14 protein-coding genes are annotated in these 14,686 nt (G+C 71.8%); 6 read left to right on the top strand and 8 right to left on the bottom strand.

Annotation, left to right across the window (positions count from 1 at the left end):
* The 3 genes from ACFZB9_RS17695 to ACFZB9_RS17685 all read left to right on the top strand — a co-directional run.
* On the top strand, window positions 1-3,933 hold a 3,933-nt coding region (locus ACFZB9_RS17695), incomplete at its 5' end, for an RHS repeat-associated core domain-containing protein (protein ID WP_391448052.1).
* 122 nt (window positions 3,934-4,055) lie between these two features.
* A complete protein-coding gene (locus ACFZB9_RS17690; RefSeq protein WP_391448050.1) occupies window positions 4,056-4,556 on the top strand; it encodes a hypothetical protein in 501 nt (166 codons plus the stop codon).
* 72 nt (window positions 4,557-4,628) lie between these two features.
* Window positions 4,629-5,036 carry an AAA family ATPase gene (locus ACFZB9_RS17685; protein ID WP_391448049.1) on the top strand — a complete coding sequence of 136 codons (408 nt, stop codon included), beginning with the start codon at window positions 4,629-4,631 and terminating at the stop codon, window positions 5,034-5,036.
* A gap of 5 nt (window positions 5,037-5,041) precedes the next feature.
* Here the strand turns inward: ACFZB9_RS17685 and ACFZB9_RS17680 are convergent, their stop codons facing one another.
* Complete coding sequence (locus ACFZB9_RS17680) at window positions 5,042-5,482, bottom strand: group III truncated hemoglobin (protein ID WP_391448047.1); 441 nt, start codon at window positions 5,480-5,482, stop codon at window positions 5,042-5,044.
* An 89-nt stretch (window positions 5,483-5,571) separates the two neighbouring features.
* On the opposite strand from ACFZB9_RS17680, the gene ACFZB9_RS17675 reads away from it, so the two are divergent.
* On the top strand, window positions 5,572-5,802 hold the full coding sequence (locus ACFZB9_RS17675) for an RNA polymerase subunit sigma-70 (RefSeq protein WP_391448045.1): 231 nt from the start codon (window positions 5,572-5,574) through the stop codon (window positions 5,800-5,802).
* A 2-nt stretch (window positions 5,803-5,804) separates the two neighbouring features.
* Window positions 5,805-6,398, top strand: a complete 594-nt coding sequence (locus ACFZB9_RS17670) for a Clp protease N-terminal domain-containing protein (protein WP_391448043.1) — start codon at window positions 5,805-5,807, stop codon at window positions 6,396-6,398.
* A 19-nt stretch (window positions 6,399-6,417) separates the two neighbouring features.
* Here the strand turns inward: ACFZB9_RS17670 and ACFZB9_RS17665 are convergent, their stop codons facing one another.
* Complete coding sequence (locus ACFZB9_RS17665; protein ID WP_391448041.1) at window positions 6,418-7,452, bottom strand: LLM class flavin-dependent oxidoreductase; 1,035 nt, start codon at window positions 7,450-7,452, stop codon at window positions 6,418-6,420.
* A gap of 364 nt (window positions 7,453-7,816) precedes the next feature.
* Here ACFZB9_RS17665 and ACFZB9_RS17660 point away from each other — a divergent pair, with 364 nt between their 5' ends.
* Window positions 7,817-8,806: an aldo/keto reductase gene (locus tag ACFZB9_RS17660; protein ID WP_391448039.1), complete on the top strand. Its 990-nt coding sequence runs from the start codon at window positions 7,817-7,819 to the stop codon at window positions 8,804-8,806.
* Window positions 8,807-8,845: 39 nt separating this feature from the next.
* Here ACFZB9_RS17660 and ACFZB9_RS17655 read toward each other — a convergent pair whose 3' ends face one another.
* The 6 genes from ACFZB9_RS17655 to ACFZB9_RS17630 form a co-directional block, all read right to left on the bottom strand.
* Window positions 8,846-9,931, bottom strand: coding sequence for an LLM class flavin-dependent oxidoreductase (locus ACFZB9_RS17655; RefSeq protein ID WP_391448037.1), 1,086 nt, complete (start codon window positions 9,929-9,931; stop codon window positions 8,846-8,848).
* A 4-nt stretch (window positions 9,932-9,935) separates the two neighbouring features.
* On the bottom strand, window positions 9,936-10,832 hold the full coding sequence (locus ACFZB9_RS17650) for an ABC transporter substrate-binding protein (RefSeq protein WP_391448035.1): 897 nt from the start codon (window positions 10,830-10,832) through the stop codon (window positions 9,936-9,938).
* Complete coding sequence (locus tag ACFZB9_RS17645) at window positions 10,829-11,629, bottom strand: ABC transporter ATP-binding protein (RefSeq protein ID WP_391448033.1); 801 nt, start codon at window positions 11,627-11,629, stop codon at window positions 10,829-10,831. The genes ACFZB9_RS17650 and ACFZB9_RS17645 overlap by 4 nt, the downstream gene beginning before the upstream one ends.
* Window positions 11,626-12,474 carry an ABC transporter permease gene (locus ACFZB9_RS17640; protein WP_391448031.1) on the bottom strand — a complete coding sequence of 283 codons (849 nt, stop codon included), beginning with the start codon at window positions 12,472-12,474 and terminating at the stop codon, window positions 11,626-11,628. The genes ACFZB9_RS17645 and ACFZB9_RS17640 overlap by 4 nt, the downstream gene beginning before the upstream one ends.
* Window positions 12,474-13,523 carry an NrtA/SsuA/CpmA family ABC transporter substrate-binding protein gene (locus ACFZB9_RS17635; protein ID WP_391448030.1) on the bottom strand — a complete coding sequence of 350 codons (1,050 nt, stop codon included), beginning with the start codon at window positions 13,521-13,523 and terminating at the stop codon, window positions 12,474-12,476. Before ACFZB9_RS17635 ends, ACFZB9_RS17640 begins: the two co-directional genes overlap by 1 nt.
* A 106-nt stretch (window positions 13,524-13,629) precedes the next feature.
* A complete protein-coding gene (locus ACFZB9_RS17630) occupies window positions 13,630-14,637 on the bottom strand; it encodes an ABC transporter substrate-binding protein (protein ID WP_391448028.1) in 1,008 nt (335 codons plus the stop codon).
* Window positions 14,638-14,686 lie beyond the last annotated feature (49 nt).

The raw sequence follows: 14,686 nt of genomic DNA, 5'->3' as shown, positions 1-14,686 counted from the left end.
GACGCCTACACCGGCGACGGCGGCACCATCGACCACGCCACCGTCACCATCCCCACCATCATCGGCCCCACCGCCTCCCGCAACCGCACCGGACTCGCCCCGCTGACCGCGCAGATGGTGCGCCCGGCCACCAAGTACACCCGCCAGGCGGTCTCCTACGGCTGGCGCAACACCGAGACCGACACCTTCTCCAACACCACGCTCGGCCAGCCCACCACCGGCATGCCTCTCCAGGTCGACGACCGTGGCGAGCCGAGCGCGGCGGGCAACATCGCCACGTGCACCTTCACCCGCTACGCCGAGAACCCGGCCGAAAACCTGGTGGAGACCGCCGAAACGATCGTCACCGCACAGGACTGCACCAACGCTGGCGCCACCCCCAGTGGCGCGCTGGTCTCGGACAGCAGAACGTCCTACGACGGCAACGCCTTCACCTGGGACGGCGCCGGCGGCGGCACCGCTCCGAGCAAGGGCGAGGCCACGCTGACCGAAACCGCCTCGGCGAGCAGCGGTGCGAGCGCGACCGCGTACGTGGCCACCGCCCGCAACACCTACGACTCCTACGGGCGCACGGCGACCGTCACCCGCACGCCGAACTCCACGGCACCGGACGGATCCAGCCTGGCGCAGACCACCACGACCAGCTACACCCCGGCCACGGGCGCGCTGCCCACCGGCGTCGCCACCCAGGTCCAGGTCACCGGCGGCAGTTCACCGACCTACCAGACCACGACGGTCACACTGGACCCGGCGCGCGGTGTGCCGGTGACCAAGGTCGACGCCGCGAACCTGCGCACCGACCTGACCTACGACGCGCTGGGCCGCCTCACCGCGGTCTGGCTGCCGACCCAGTCCAAGGCCGCCAACCAGGCCGCGACGATGACGTACTCCTACGCGGTCTCCAACAGCGGACCGACCGCCGTAACCGCCAACAAGCTGCTGGAGAACGGCTCCTACGCCTCCACCGTGAGCCTGTACGACGCGCTGCTGCGCCAGCGGCAGACGCAGGCCCCGGGCGAGGACAACAGCACCACGGTCAACGACACCCAGTACGACTCGCACGGCTGGACCGTACTGACCAACAACTCCTACAGCGTCAACGGCTCGCCCGCCCCCTCGCTGGTGATGTCGATCCAGAACAACCTGCCCGACACCACCGTCACCGACCACGACGCGATGGGCCGCGCGACGACCACCAACGAGGAGCACAACAGCTCGACCCCGTCCGGGATGACGACGCAGACCGCCTACACGGGCGACACGTCGACGGTCGTGCCGAAGTCCGGCGGTGTGGTGACCCGCACGGTCACCGACGCCCGCGGCCGGACCACCGAACTCGACCAGTACAGCACCGCGCCGACGATCGGCGGCTCCGCGCTGTCAGGTTGGACGGCGAGCGGGGGCAGCTCCAACGCCACCAAGTACACCTTCACTCCGGCCGGGAAGCAGGCCACCACCACCGGCCCTGACAACGCCGTCTGGACCTCGGGCTACGACCTGCTGGGGCGGCAGACCTCGGAGGTGGACCCCGACACCGGGACGTCGAAGTACGTTTTCGACGACGCCGGCAACCAGGTGTCCACCGTCGATGCCCGGGGCATCGAGCTGGACTACAGCTACGACCTGTTGGGTCGCAAGCTGACCGCGACGGACAAGAGCAACGGCAATTTCAAGTTCGGGGTGTGGAAGTACGACACCCTGCAGGCCGGCAAGCTCACCTACTCGGCGCGCTACGTACCCGGCGTCACCGGCCCGTACGTCGTGCAGTCCACCGGCTACACCGCGCTGGGCCAGTCCACCGGCACCAAGATCACACTGCCGGCCGGCGAGGCGCCGCTGCCCACCAGCTACACCACCAGCATCGCCTACTCCGCCACCACCGAGGAGCCCCTCGACCAGCGCGACCCGGGCGTTGCCGGACTGCTGACCGAGGACGTCCTCTACGGCTACGACACGCTCGGCAAGCCGACCAGCATGCAGAGCGTCAACGCCTATGTCGGACCCGTGAGTTACACCCCGCTCGGGGAGATCTCGCAGATGACCTACGGCCCCTCCAACAACCCGGCCTGGTCGACCTACAGCTACGACGACCAGACCCGCCAGGTCACCGACGTGTCCACCAGCCGCACCCAGGCACCCGGCCCGATGGTCGACGACACCTCGTACAGCTACGACCCCTCGGGTAACCCGACCTCCACCACCAGCAAGCAGTCCGAGACCGGCAGCACGGTCACCGACACCCAGTGCTACCAGTACGACGGCCTGGATCGGCTCACCCAGGCCTGGACGGCGAACTCCGCCTGCCCCTCGGCCAACACCAGCCCCACCAGCGCCACCGTGGCGAGCGAGAACGCCGCCTACTGGCAGTCCTTCAGCTACGACGCGATCGGCGACCGCACCAGCAGCACCGACCACGCCGTCAACGGCGCCACCGGTGACACCACCACCAGCTACACCAACGGCTGCACCGGCACCTGCCCGAACGGCACCCAGCCGCACACGCTGACCGGCACCAGCACCACCGGACCCGCCGGAACCAGCACCACCGCCTTCGGTTACTCCGCCTCCGGCGCGATGACCGGCCGCACCCCCACGGTCGGCACCGGCCAGGTCCTGCACTGGAACGACGAGGGCCAGTTGGACCAGATCACCCAGGGAGGCAACACCACCCAGTACCTCTACGACGCGGACGGCAACCAGCTGATCCGCCGCGACCCCGGCCAGACCACGCTCTTCGCCGGCGACACCGAGATCGTCGCCAACACCTCCGTCACCCCGAACGTCCTGGCCGGCGCGGTGCGCACCTATTCGCTGGGCGGCAAGGTCGTGGCCGAGGCCTCCAACCTGCCCGGCGGCGGCGTGGACTACGTGCTCAGCGACCCGCACGGCACCGCCACACTCACCATGGACACCACCACCCAACAGGCCACCCGCCAGCAGTACACGCCCTACGGCGAGGTCCGCGGCACCACGAGTGCCAGTTGGCCCGACCCCACCCGCGGGTTCCTCAACAAACCCGTCGACACCACCACCGGCTACACCGACGTCGGCGCCCGCAAGTACGACCCCACGCTCGGCCGCTTCATCAGCGCCGACCCGGTGCTGGAGGCCAACAACCCGGGCGAGCTCGGCGGTTACACCTACGCGGCCAGCAACCCGGTGACCAACAGCGACCCGACCGGCCTGAGCCTCTACGACCCGGACACCGGCGCGGAGGGCGGCAACGTCCAGGCCATCGAGAAGCGGGAGGCAGATATCCGGTCCGCGCCCGACTACCACGACCCGGTTCCGATCTCCGATCCCCTCCCCTACTGCGGTCCGGGCACCCACCTCAGCGGCAGCACCTGCGTCTCGGACACCCCGCCCACGACGAAGGCCCCGGCGAAGCCCAAGAAGAAGAGCTCGCCGTGGGGTTGGGCCAAGTCGCTCGTTTCGGGCGCCAAGAAGGCGATGGACACGGTGTCCGCGGCAACACCGGCACTCGACATGCTCGCCCTCGGGACCGCCGAGATTCCGGGCTTGGGTGAGATCACCGGAGCGATCGCCATCGGCGCCACCGCGATATCGGTCGCCGACGGAGCTTGGAACGTCAAGGACGACCTGCAGAACAGTAAAACCTCAGGCCTCAAACTGGGGCTGGATATCACCGGAACCGCACTGGCAGCCGCCGGATTGTCGACGGCTTCGGTCGGCCGCCTGGGCGGGAAGCTGGCGGAAACCAAATATCTGCTGGCCTCGGCCGACTTGCGGGACGCCAGTGAGTTCGCCCAACAGATGCCTCGTTCCTTCAAACGCGTGGATGAGGTCGGGAGTGCGATGAGCGCCTACGTAGCTGCGGATTCGCGGAACCTCGCCACCATGGGCTTCAACCTGATGGCGGGGACGGCCTCCGATACGATCACGGAGTTCGAAAACGGGTTCAACGTCAACTAGCCAGGCCGGGCGCCGCGTCGGGCAGCTACCCGAGGCAGCGCCGCACCAGCTGTAGTCGATGCTCCGGCCGGAACCTCTCCGGAGGTTCCGGCCGGAGCCGAACAGAGTCAAGGAGAGACCCGGTGGCGGCCTTTGAGTTCGAGACGGCGTCCCGAGCGCGTGTCCTGGTGCCGAGGTTGCTCCTTCGGCTCCTCCAGCACGCAGAGCCCGACGCCGACGCGTGTGCGGAGGTGACGCGGCGAAATCCCATTCGGCCGGAGCGACTTGCCCGGGCGCAGACCTTCGCGGCCATCTTCTGGTTCGAGGTCCTGATGGGCTGCGTCATCCTGGCGCTCGCCGTCGAGGTGAGCGTCTGGAAGTCGACGGATTCCGCCGTCGGCCGCAAGGCCGCGGACGTCGTGTTCATGGCGCTGATCGCAGGCTTTCTCTATGCGACGGCGACGTACGGGGTGATCGTCATCAGGGCCTCGCAACTACGGCACGACTATCGGGCCCAGCTCGTCCTCTCGGGCACCCGGCAGGTCACCGCGGTCAAGGGACTGCCCAGGGCCTACGATCCCTGGATCGGTGTGGTGGTCGCGGTTCCGGTCCTCGCCATCGGGATCTACCACACGCTGGCGTGATGACGGTTCCCAGCGCACAGGGCAGTGGCCACGCACCGCAGCGGGTAGGCCCCTCACCTGAGGCCGGGCAGCATGCGCGGCTCGCTCACCCTGAGCAGTCGGGCGAGGAGGAGGAACAGGACCAGCATCACCCCACCGCCCGCGGCCGGCGACGGGATCCGGTTCCACGACCGCTCGCCGGTCTGCACCCATGCGTTGAGCGTCTTCCAAGGACGTCCGGTCTCGCCCGTGCTCGCCGCCGAGCTCGACCGGATCACGCGCGAGGGCGTGTACCAGCCGCAGGTCTTCTTCGTCCGCAATCTCGGCTTCTGCGAGCCCACGGCCGCCCGTCGGATCAGCTTCGCGGACTCGCTGGACTTCGAGCGGATCCACGAACAGAGCTACCGGGCCTTCGGGTTCGAGCTGATCGAGGTCCCGGCCGCGCCGCTCAGCGAGCGGGTGACCCTCATCCGCCGGGCCCTGGCCGGGCCCGGGGCCTGACGGGGTCAGGCGCTACGCAGCAGGACGGCGGAGAGCGGGACGAAGCCGCCGCTGCCGCCGGTCGCCGGATCCTCGCCGGAGGTGCGGCGCAGCATGGCCAGGGCGATGCGCTCGCCCTGGGCCCTGGCGCGGTCGGCGAGCGGGCCCTGGTGCAGGCCGTCGATGGTGGCGCTCCAGAGCTGGACCCAGCGGCCGAAGTGGGCGGCGGTGAGCGGCTCGCGCTCGTGCAGGGCGGCGTGCGGGGCGAAGGCGTTGCGGCGGTAGGCGGCGGAGCGCAGCAGGGCGCTCTCCCAGAAGTCGGTGATCCGCGGGAGGTGGGACTCCAGGTCCATCCGGGCGATCTCGGTGAAGTGCGGCCCGATCAGCGGGTCGGCGAAGGCGGCGGCGTAGAAGCGGCGCAGCAGGAGCTCCAGGTCGGACCGGGTGGCGATGTCCGGGTGCGGCATCAGGGGCCTCCTCTCCAGCAGACGCGTGGCACCAACCGTAACTGTCAACCTTGGTTGACATCCTCCGGGCGTCAACCTATGTTGACAGCATGAGTGAGACCAACCAGCTCGCCGCGGACGCGAGCAGCCGCGACCCCGCCGTCGGCCTGCGGGCCGTCCGGGCCCTGCGCGACCTGGCCGACCGGCTGGAGGACCTCCAGGTCGGCAACGCGCGGGCGCACGGCTGGTCCTGGCAGGAGATCGCCGCCTGCCTGGGCGTGAGCCGCCAGGCCGTACACAAGAAACATGCCCGACACCCGCTGTTCCTGGACGGAGAGTGACCATGTTCGACCGTTTCACCCCGGCCACCCGCCAAGCGGTCTCGGTGGCCCAGTCGGAGGCCGCCCGGCTGCACCACCCGTACCTCGGCACCGAGCACCTGCTGCTCGGCCTGCTGCACCACCCCGAGGATCCCTCGGTCGCCGTCCTGGTCGGGCTCGGCCTCGACCTGCCGACCGCCAGGGCCGGCGTGATCCGCCTGCTCGGCGACGGCTCGGCCACTGGCGACGCCGAGGCACTGGGGAGCATCGGCATCGACCTGACCGCGGTGCGCGAGGCGGTGGAGGCCGGCTTCGGCCCGGGCGCCCTGGACGGCCCCGCGGGCCGCTCGGCGAAGGACAGGAACACGGGCTCCGGCAGTGGCCGGGTGCGGTTCACCACCCGCGCGAAGAAGGCCATCGAGCTGAGCCTGCGCGCCGCGGTGGCCCGCAAGGACAGAGCGATCACGCCGGGCCACCTGCTGCTCGGCCTGCTCCAGGAGGCCACCCTCGGCCCGACCCGCGAGCAGCGCCAGGGGCTGGCGGCGCGGGTGATCCAGGACCACGGCCTGGCGGTCACCGCCGTCTACGCCGCCGTCCTCGCCACCGTCGACCGCTAGCCCCCGGTGGGGCACCCCGTCAGTCGCGCACCGGCGCGGGCAGCTCCCGACGGATCACCGGTGCCACCTCCGCGGCGAACAGCGCGAGTTGATCGTGCTGGACCTCCTCGGTCAGGGCGTCCACACCGATCCCGACCACCTCGTTGCCAAAGGCCTCGTGGTAGCGGTGGATCTTCTCGATCACCTGCTGCGGGCTGCCGACCAGCGCCGAACCGCGCTCCAGGGCGTCCTCCAGCGAGGCGAACGGCGAGTTGTTGTGCTTGCCGGCCGCCGAGTTGAAGAGCGCGTCCCAGTAGGGGCGGAAACCCGCCACCGCGTCCTGCGAGCGCTTGGCGAGGAAGAGGCCACCGAAGCCGGTACCCACCACGGCCTCGCGCGGGTCGCGGCCGTAGTGCGCCCAACGCTCGCGGTAGTGGTCCACCAGCGTCTGGTACTTCTCCAGCGGGTGGAAGCTGTTGGCGGAGAAGAGCGGATCCCCGTAGCGGGCGGCCAGATCGGTGGACTGCCGGCTGGTGGCGCTGCCGTGCCACACCGGGATCGGCTGCTGGTAGGGCCGCGGGTAGCTGGTCACCTCCGTCAGCGCCGGGCGGGTGCCGCCCTCCCAGGTCACCCCCTCCTCGCGCCAGAGCCGGTGCAGCAGGCCGTAGTTCTCCGCGAGGGCGTCCCACTGCTGTTCCTCGCTCAGCCCGAACAGGTCGAAGTGGCGCGGGTCGTTGCCCTTTCCGATGATCAATTCGAGGCGCCCGGCCGAGAGTTGGTCGAGCATCGCGTAGTCCTCGGCGACCCGGACCGGGTCCAGGACGCTCAGTACCGTCACCGTGGTGAAGAGCCGGATGGCGCTGGTCCGGGCGGCGATGGTGGCCAGCAGCACCGGCGGCGCCGGCGACAGGAAGGGCGCGCCGTGGCGTTCCCCCACGCCATAGCCGTCATAGCCCAACTCCTCGGCGGTGACGGCCTGGTCGATGACGTTCTGGTACTTCTCGTACGCGCTGTACTGGCGTCCGGTGACCGGGTCGGGGCCGTTGGAGAGCAGGGACGAGACGATGAACCGCATGGCGGTGGCTCCTCGCTGGACTGAGAAGGGAGGGAAGGGGTGAAGCAGGGCCGGGCAGGGCGGCGCAGCGCGGGATGCGTGGCGGACCGGAGCCGGGGTGAGCGCTCCTCAGCGGGCCGGACGCGTCAGCGAACCGACCGCGTCAACGAGCATGACGTGTCAACGAGCCGAACGCGTCAACGAGCCGCGACAACAACAGCGGCGCGGGAGGCGGCCTGCGGTCGAACGCATCGGACCCACCCCTCCCGCTGAGCGACAGCAAAGATTGGACAAAATTCAACTGATCTTAGTTCGCCCCCCGCCCTCGCGGCAAGGGCCCGTGGCGCCGGCCCCGGCACCAGGCGCGACCTGGCAGGATGCCCGCATGAGCTACCTCGCGGCCGAGTCCCGCTACACCTCGATGACCTACCGCCGCGCCGGACGCAGCGGCGTGCAGCTGCCCGCCATCTCGCTCGGGCTGTGGCACAACTTCGGCGACACCCACCCACTGGAGGTGCAGCGCGCGGTGCTGCGCCGCGCCTTCGACCGGGGTGTCACCCACTTCGACCTCGCCAACAACTACGGCCCCCCGTACGGGTCGGCGGAGAAGAACTTCGGCACGCTCTTCGCCCAGGACTTCCGCCCGTACCGCGACGAGTTGTTCATCGCCTCCAAGGCCGGCTACGACATGTGGCCCGGCCCGTACGGCAACGGCGGCAGCCGCAAGTACCTGCTGGCCAGCCTGGACCAGTCGCTGGGCCGGATGGGCCTGGACTACGTGGACGTCTTCTACTCGCACCGCTACGACCCCGACACGCCCCTGGAGGAGACCATGGGCGCGCTCGCCTCGGCCGTCCAGCAGGGCAAGGCGCTCTATGCGTCGATCTCCAACTACCCGGCCGAGCAACACCGCGAGGCGGTGGCGATCCTGCGCGAGCTGGGCACCCCGGCACTGCTCAACCAGTCCAGCTACTCGATCCTGGACCGCCACGTCGAGGACGGCGTGCTGGACGCGGTGGGCGACACCCAGACCAGCCTGATCGCCTACTCCCCGCTCGCCCAGGGCCTGTTGACCAACCGCTACCTGGGCGGCGAGGTGCCGGACGGCTCGCGGATGTCGGTGGGGCACTTCCTGCGGCAGGAGGCGCTCACCGACGAGAAGCTGGAGCGACTGCGGGCGCTGGACAAGCTCGCCGGGCAGCGTGGGCAGAGCCTGGCCCAGCTGGCGCTGGCCTGGGTGCTGCGCGACCCGCGGGTGGTGTCGGTGATCATCGGGGCCAGCAGCGTGGCGCAACTCGACCAGAACCTCGACGCGTTGGCGGCCGGACCGCTGAGCGCCGAGGAACTGGCCGAGATCGACCGGCTGTCCGCCTGACCGCCGACTGACCCCACCGACCGCACCGACCGCCGGCTGTCAGCCGGTCGCCCGGTCGGTGCCCCGCAGGGCCGGCAGCACCGTCTCGGCCACCCGGTAGGCCTCCTCCAGCAACGGGTTGCCGGAGAGGATGAACGTGTCCACCCCCAGGTCCTCGAACTCCCGCAGGCGCTCGACGACCTGGGCGGTGCTGCCGACCACCGCGGTACCCGGCCCCGGGCGGAACAGGCCCATCCCCGGCCAGAGGTTCGGCGAGGTCTCCAACTCCCGTGCCCTGGCGGGGACCTGTCCGCCGTGCTGACGGAACTGGCGCTGCCAGCCGACCCCGTCCTCGGTGTCCCGGCCGCCGAGCCGGCGGGCATAGGTGGCCTGGCTGGTGACGTCGAGCAGCCGGTCGGCCGCGGCCCAGGCCTGCTCCTCGGTGTCCCGCACGATCAGGTGCAGGCGCAGGCCGATCCGCAGGGTACGCCCGTGCGCGGCGGCCCGCTCGCGCACCCTGGCCAGCTTCTCCTTGAGCAGGTGCGGCGGTTCGCCCCAGGTGAGGTAGACGTCGACGTGCTCGGCCGCCATCTCGATCCCGGCTGCCGAGGAGCCACCGAACCAGAGCGGGATGTGCCCCTCGCGCTTGGGCGCCAGCTCCCGCAGGCTCGCGCCGGCGTTCTTCAGCCGGTAGAACTCGCCCTCGTGGTCGAAGACTTCACCGGAGGTCAGGCGCTTGACCAGGCTCCAGTACTCGGCGCTCAACCGGTAGCGGTCGTCGTGCTCGACGTCCAGCCCGTACTCGCGCAGCTGGCCGGTCGAGCCGTTGACCACGTTGAACCGCAGCCGGGGGCCGTGCAGATGCTCGAAGCTGAGCGCCATCTTGGCCAGCAGCGTGGGCGAGACCAGCCCCGGGTGCACCGCGAGCAGCGGCTGGAAGCCGGGCCCGGTGGCGGCGGCCACGGCGCTGCCCAGGGTCCAGACGTCGTACAGGTCGGTGGCCAGCAGCGCGCCGCTGTAGCCGAGCCGTTCGATGTCGGCGGCCAGGCGCTGCAGATAGCCGAGGTCGACCGGACGGCGCCCGGCCGGCTCCCACGGGTAGTGGCCCTCGCGCGGGATCAGGTACCAGAGGAATTCGCTGGCCATCGGGTCAGTTCCCTTCCAGCGCGGCGGCCACGGCAGCGGCCAGCTCGGGCAGGTGCGCGTCCGCCTGCCGGACCGGGCGGTCGATGAAGCCGACCGCGTGGAAGATGTCGGCGGCCTCCTGCTGCTCGGCGATGAACGCGGCGCCCACCGCCTCCAGCCGCCAGGGCAGCCGGGACAGCGCCTCCCGGTGGTCGGCGATCTCGCCGCCCCGGTCGGCGGCGGCGAGCGCGGCGGCCTCGTCCAGGTGCTCGGCCACCCATCGGTCGGCGCGGTGCAGCGCGGCGGTGACGGCGCCGACCACCTCGGGCCGCTCGGTGGCGAAGTCCCGGCGGGCGAAGAAGACCGAGCGGTCGGTGATCACCTCGCTGGTCCGGATCAGCACCCGGACCTGGCCCTCGCGCAGCGCCCGGACCAGCTCGGCGCCCTGCGCGACCCAGCCGGCGATCTCGCCGTCGCGCAGCCGCTCGGCCTCGGTGCCCACCGGACGCTCCGCGGTGAGGTCGTCACGGTAGGACAGGCCCGCCCGGTGCAGCGCCTTGGCCAGCAGGTGGGTCTGCCAGGAGCCGACGCCGAGCACCACGGTGGCGCCCTTGAGGTCGGTGACGGTGCGGACCGGGCCGTCCGCCCGCACCAGCAGCGCGCCGTGGTCCGGGCGCGGGGCCGAGACGGCGGTGTAGACCAGGTCGTACCCGGCCGCCTGGGCGGTGATCGGCGGGGTCGAGCCGGTGCCGCCCAGGTCGATGGTGCCGTCCGCGAGCAGGGCGCCGGTGCGGGTGCCGTCGCTGTAGTGGTGGAACCGGCCGCTCTCCCCGACCTTGGCCAACTCCTCCTCCAGGTAGTCGAGTCGGGAGAGGTAGTAGAGCGAGGGGTTGCTGCGGTGGACGCCCAGGGTGATGGTCATCGGTGTGCTCCGGTGGGAAGTTCGGGACGTGCGGGACGTGCGGGACGTTCGGGACGTGCGGGGGCGGGAATCGCGGGGACGGGCGAAGGCTGGGCGACCCCGAGGTCGGCGAGCAGCCGGCGGCGCAGCGCCGCGAACGCGGGGTCCGCCGGGTCGCGCGGGCGCGCCACCGCGACCCGCTCGTCGCGGATCAGCCGGCCGTCGCGCAGCACGGCCACCCGGTCGGCCAACCGCACCGCCTCGTCCACGTCATGGGTGACCAGCAGAACCGCGGGCCGGTGCTTGCGGCACAGTTCGCCGACCAGGTCCTGCATGCGCAGTCGGGTCAGCGCGTCCAGGGCGGCGAACGGCTCGTCCAGCAGCAGGAGTTCGGGCTCACGCAGGAGCGCCCGGGCCAGCGCGACCCGCTGCGCCTCGCCGCCGGACAGGGTGCTCGGCCAGGCGTCGGCCTGCTGCTCCAGGCCGACCTCCGCCAGTGCCCGGCGGGCTCGCAGCTCGGTCTCCCGGCCGCGCGGCAGACCCAGCCTGACGTTGGCCAGCACCCGCTTGGACGGCACCAGCCGCGGCTCCTGGAAGACCACGGTCCGGGCCTCCGGCACCAGGACCCGGCCCGCGTCGGGCGCGTCGAGCGCACCGAGGATCCGCAGCAGGGTGGTCTTGCCGGTGCCGCTGGCCCCGAGCAGCGCGGTGAACTCGCCGCGGGCCAGGTCGAGATCGAGATCGTCCAGCACCGCCCGGCCGGCGAAGACCCGCCGCAGGCCGCGCAGTTGGACGGCGAGTGAAGGCTGGACGGTCATCGGCCCGCTCCCGCCGTGCGCCAGGGCATCAGCACCCGTTCCAGCAGCCGCACCAGCAGATCGGCGAGCAGCCCGAGCAGCCCGTAGATCAGGATACAGACGGCCAGGATGTCGGTCCTCGCGTAGTTCTGCGCCTGGGTCATCAAGTAGCCGATTCCTGCGGTGGAGTTGATCTCCTCGGCGGCGATCAGCGCGATCACGCTCAGCGTCATCGACAGCCGCAGGCCCGCCAGCAGTGCGGGCAGCGCGGCCGGCAGCACCACCTCGCGGACCAGCGCGAACCGACCGAGCCCGAAGGCGCGTGCCGCCTCGATCAGCTTGCGGTCGGTGCCGCGCACGCCCTGCGCGGTGTTGACGTACATCGGGAAGGTGGTGGCCACCGCGATGATCACCACCTTGGCGGTCTCGTTGATCCCGAACCAGACCATGAAGAGCGGGACGAGCGCCAGGAACGGCACGGTACGCAGCACTTGCATCGGCGAGTCGAGCAACTCCTCGCCCAGCCGGGAGAGTCCGGTGGTGATGCCGAGCAGCAGCCCGGCCGTCAGGCCGAAGAGCAGGCCGAGGCCGGAGCGGGTGAGCGAGACCGTGAGCGCGTCGCCGAGCTGGCCGTTACCCCACAACTCCCCCACCGCGCGGACCACACCGGCCGGCGAGGCGAGCACGTCCGGGGTCAGCAGCCCACTCGCCGAGGCGGCGCTCCAGGCACCGAGCAGCGCGAGCGGGCCGACCGCGCGCAGGGTGAGCGAGAGGGTGCGGGGCCTCGGCCGGGCCTGCGCGACGCGCGGGGTGACCAGGCCGGCCACTGCGGCGACCCGCTCGTCGGGGCCGGCGGTTGTCGTCATCAGGCACCACCCGACGGGCCGGCGGCAGCCGGGCCGCCCCCGGCGGCCGGCAGCTTGGTGATGTCCAGCAGGTCGGGCCGGACCGCCACCTGGCTCTTGGTGATCTTCTGGTCGGCGTAGAAGGCGGCGACCCGCTCGAAGCGCGCGGCCACCGTGTCGTCGATCGGCCCGAGCACGCCGTTCTGCCGGCCGAAGTCGACGCTGATCTGCTTCGTCTTCCCGTTGACCGCCTGCGGTCCGGCGTCGGTGAAGACGTTGAGGTAGGCCGCCGGGTCGGCCTTGGCCTTCACATCGCCGTCGTGTAGGTACTGGTAGAGCGCCCGGGTCACCTCGGGGTGCTGCTCGGCGAAGGCGGTCCGCACCGCCCAGACGCTGTAGTTGTCCGAGCCGAGCGCCTGGCCGTTGGCCAGGAAGTGCGCCCCGGATCCGGCCAGCGCGGCGACCGCGTAAGTGCTCCAGGTCGCCCAGGCGTCCACCTGGCCGGAGTTGAAGACCGGGGCCGACTGGTCGGGGCGCAGGTAGACGCGCTGCACCTGGTCGGCCGGCACGCCGTTCCTGGCCAGCGCCTGGAGCAGCAGGTACTCACCGGTTCCGCCCTGGTTGACGGCGACCTTCTTGCCCGCCAGGTCCTTGACCGAGCTGATCGGCGAGCCGTCCTTGACCAGGATGCCCTCCCCCACCGGGTCGGGGTCGGTGGCGGCGAAGAGCTTGAAGCCGGGCCTGGTGGCGAGCGCGGTCACCGCGGAGGTGATCGAGCCGAGCGCGAAGTCGAGCTGGCCGGCGTTCAACTCCTGGGCGGCGGGGGCGAACGGGCCCGCGCTGCCGGTCCACGCCACCTTGGCGTGCACGGCGGACAGCGCGCGGTCCAGCGAGCCGTCCTTCTTGCCGAGGGCCAGCACGCCGGAGTTGCCGGGGTCGGGGATGCGCAGGGTCACCTCGGCGGCACCGGTGCCGCCGTGACCGGTGGCCGGGGAGGAGGAGCAGGCGACGGCGAGCGAGAGGGTGAGCAGCGCGGCGGCCGCGGTGCGCAGGGTTCGGGAGAGGTTCACTTCGGGCTCCGGGTCAGGGATCGGCGCGGGGCGGGCACGGGAGGCCGCCGGGGCGCACGGCGCGGGCGGACGGCAGGCGGGGGCGGGCGGCACGAGGCGCCGCCGCTCAGCCGCGCGCGGCGAGCAACGCCTGGGCGGCGCGCAGTGGTTCGGGGTCAGCCCAGGCGGCCACGTCCACCGGCTCCGGCAGGAAGCCGTGGTGGCGCAAGAGCCGCTCCTGCTGGGCGAGCAGGTCGAGGCGGTCGGGTGCGAGCGAGAGGTGCAGGGTGCGGTGGCTGCCGGCGGCGTACGCACCCGCGACGCCGGCCGCGCCGGCGCCGGTCTCCGCGCTGAGGATCCGGGCCACCTCCGCCGGCCGCTCGGCCGCCCAGTCGGCGGCCTTCAGCAGCACCGCGAGGAACCGGGCGACCAGGTCGGGCCGGCTGTCCAGCAGGTCCTGATGGACCGTCACCGGGCGCGGTGTCCCGTTGTTGACGCGGGTGCGGGGGTCCGGCTCGGCGTCCAGCTCGACGGCCACCTCGGCCCCGAACCGCTGTGCCGCCTCCACCGCCAGCGCACCCTTGACGTAGACGGCGTCCACCCGGCCCTCGCGCAGCGCGGTCAGCTCGGCGGCCCACTGGCCGGCCCCCGGCTCGGCCGCCACCTCGGTCAACTCGGCGTCGGCCAGGGTGAGTCCGACCGATCCCAGCGCCCCGGTGAAGCCGGCCAGCGCCATCGCCTGCCAGAAGTCGATGCCGATCCGGTGCCGCGGGACCGCCAGCCGCAGGCCGCGCAGCGCACGGGCGCCGCGCAGACCGCTGCCGGCCCGCACCAGCACCACCTGGCGCTCCTCGATCCAGGTCAGGCCGATCAGCCTGGTGCGCTCGCCACGCGAACGGGCCCACAGCGCGGGGACGTTGCCGCCCTCACGGAAGAGTCCGGGCAGCGCGTGGGTGTAGTGGTGGTCGGTGGCCTGCTCGGCGGGGACGTCCTGCAGCGAGCGGACGGCGATCCCCTCGGCGGCGAACTCGGCGGCCAGCCAGCCCTGGTCGGCGGCGATGCCGGTGGCGGTGGGGACCGGGCAGCGGGTGAACCAGAGCGTGTCGGGTGCCTGGGCTGGGGCGGGCGTGGGCATGGTGGCGGAACCTTTGCTGCTGGTTTCGGCTGACGTCCGCTGCTGGCGC

The sequence above is a fragment of the Kitasatospora sp. NPDC008050 genome (assembly GCF_042957465.1).
Lineage (GTDB): Bacteria > Actinomycetota > Actinomycetes > Streptomycetales > Streptomycetaceae > Kitasatospora.
Note: the sequence above shows the minus strand (reverse complement) of the source record. Positions and strands in the feature narration are given on the sequence as shown.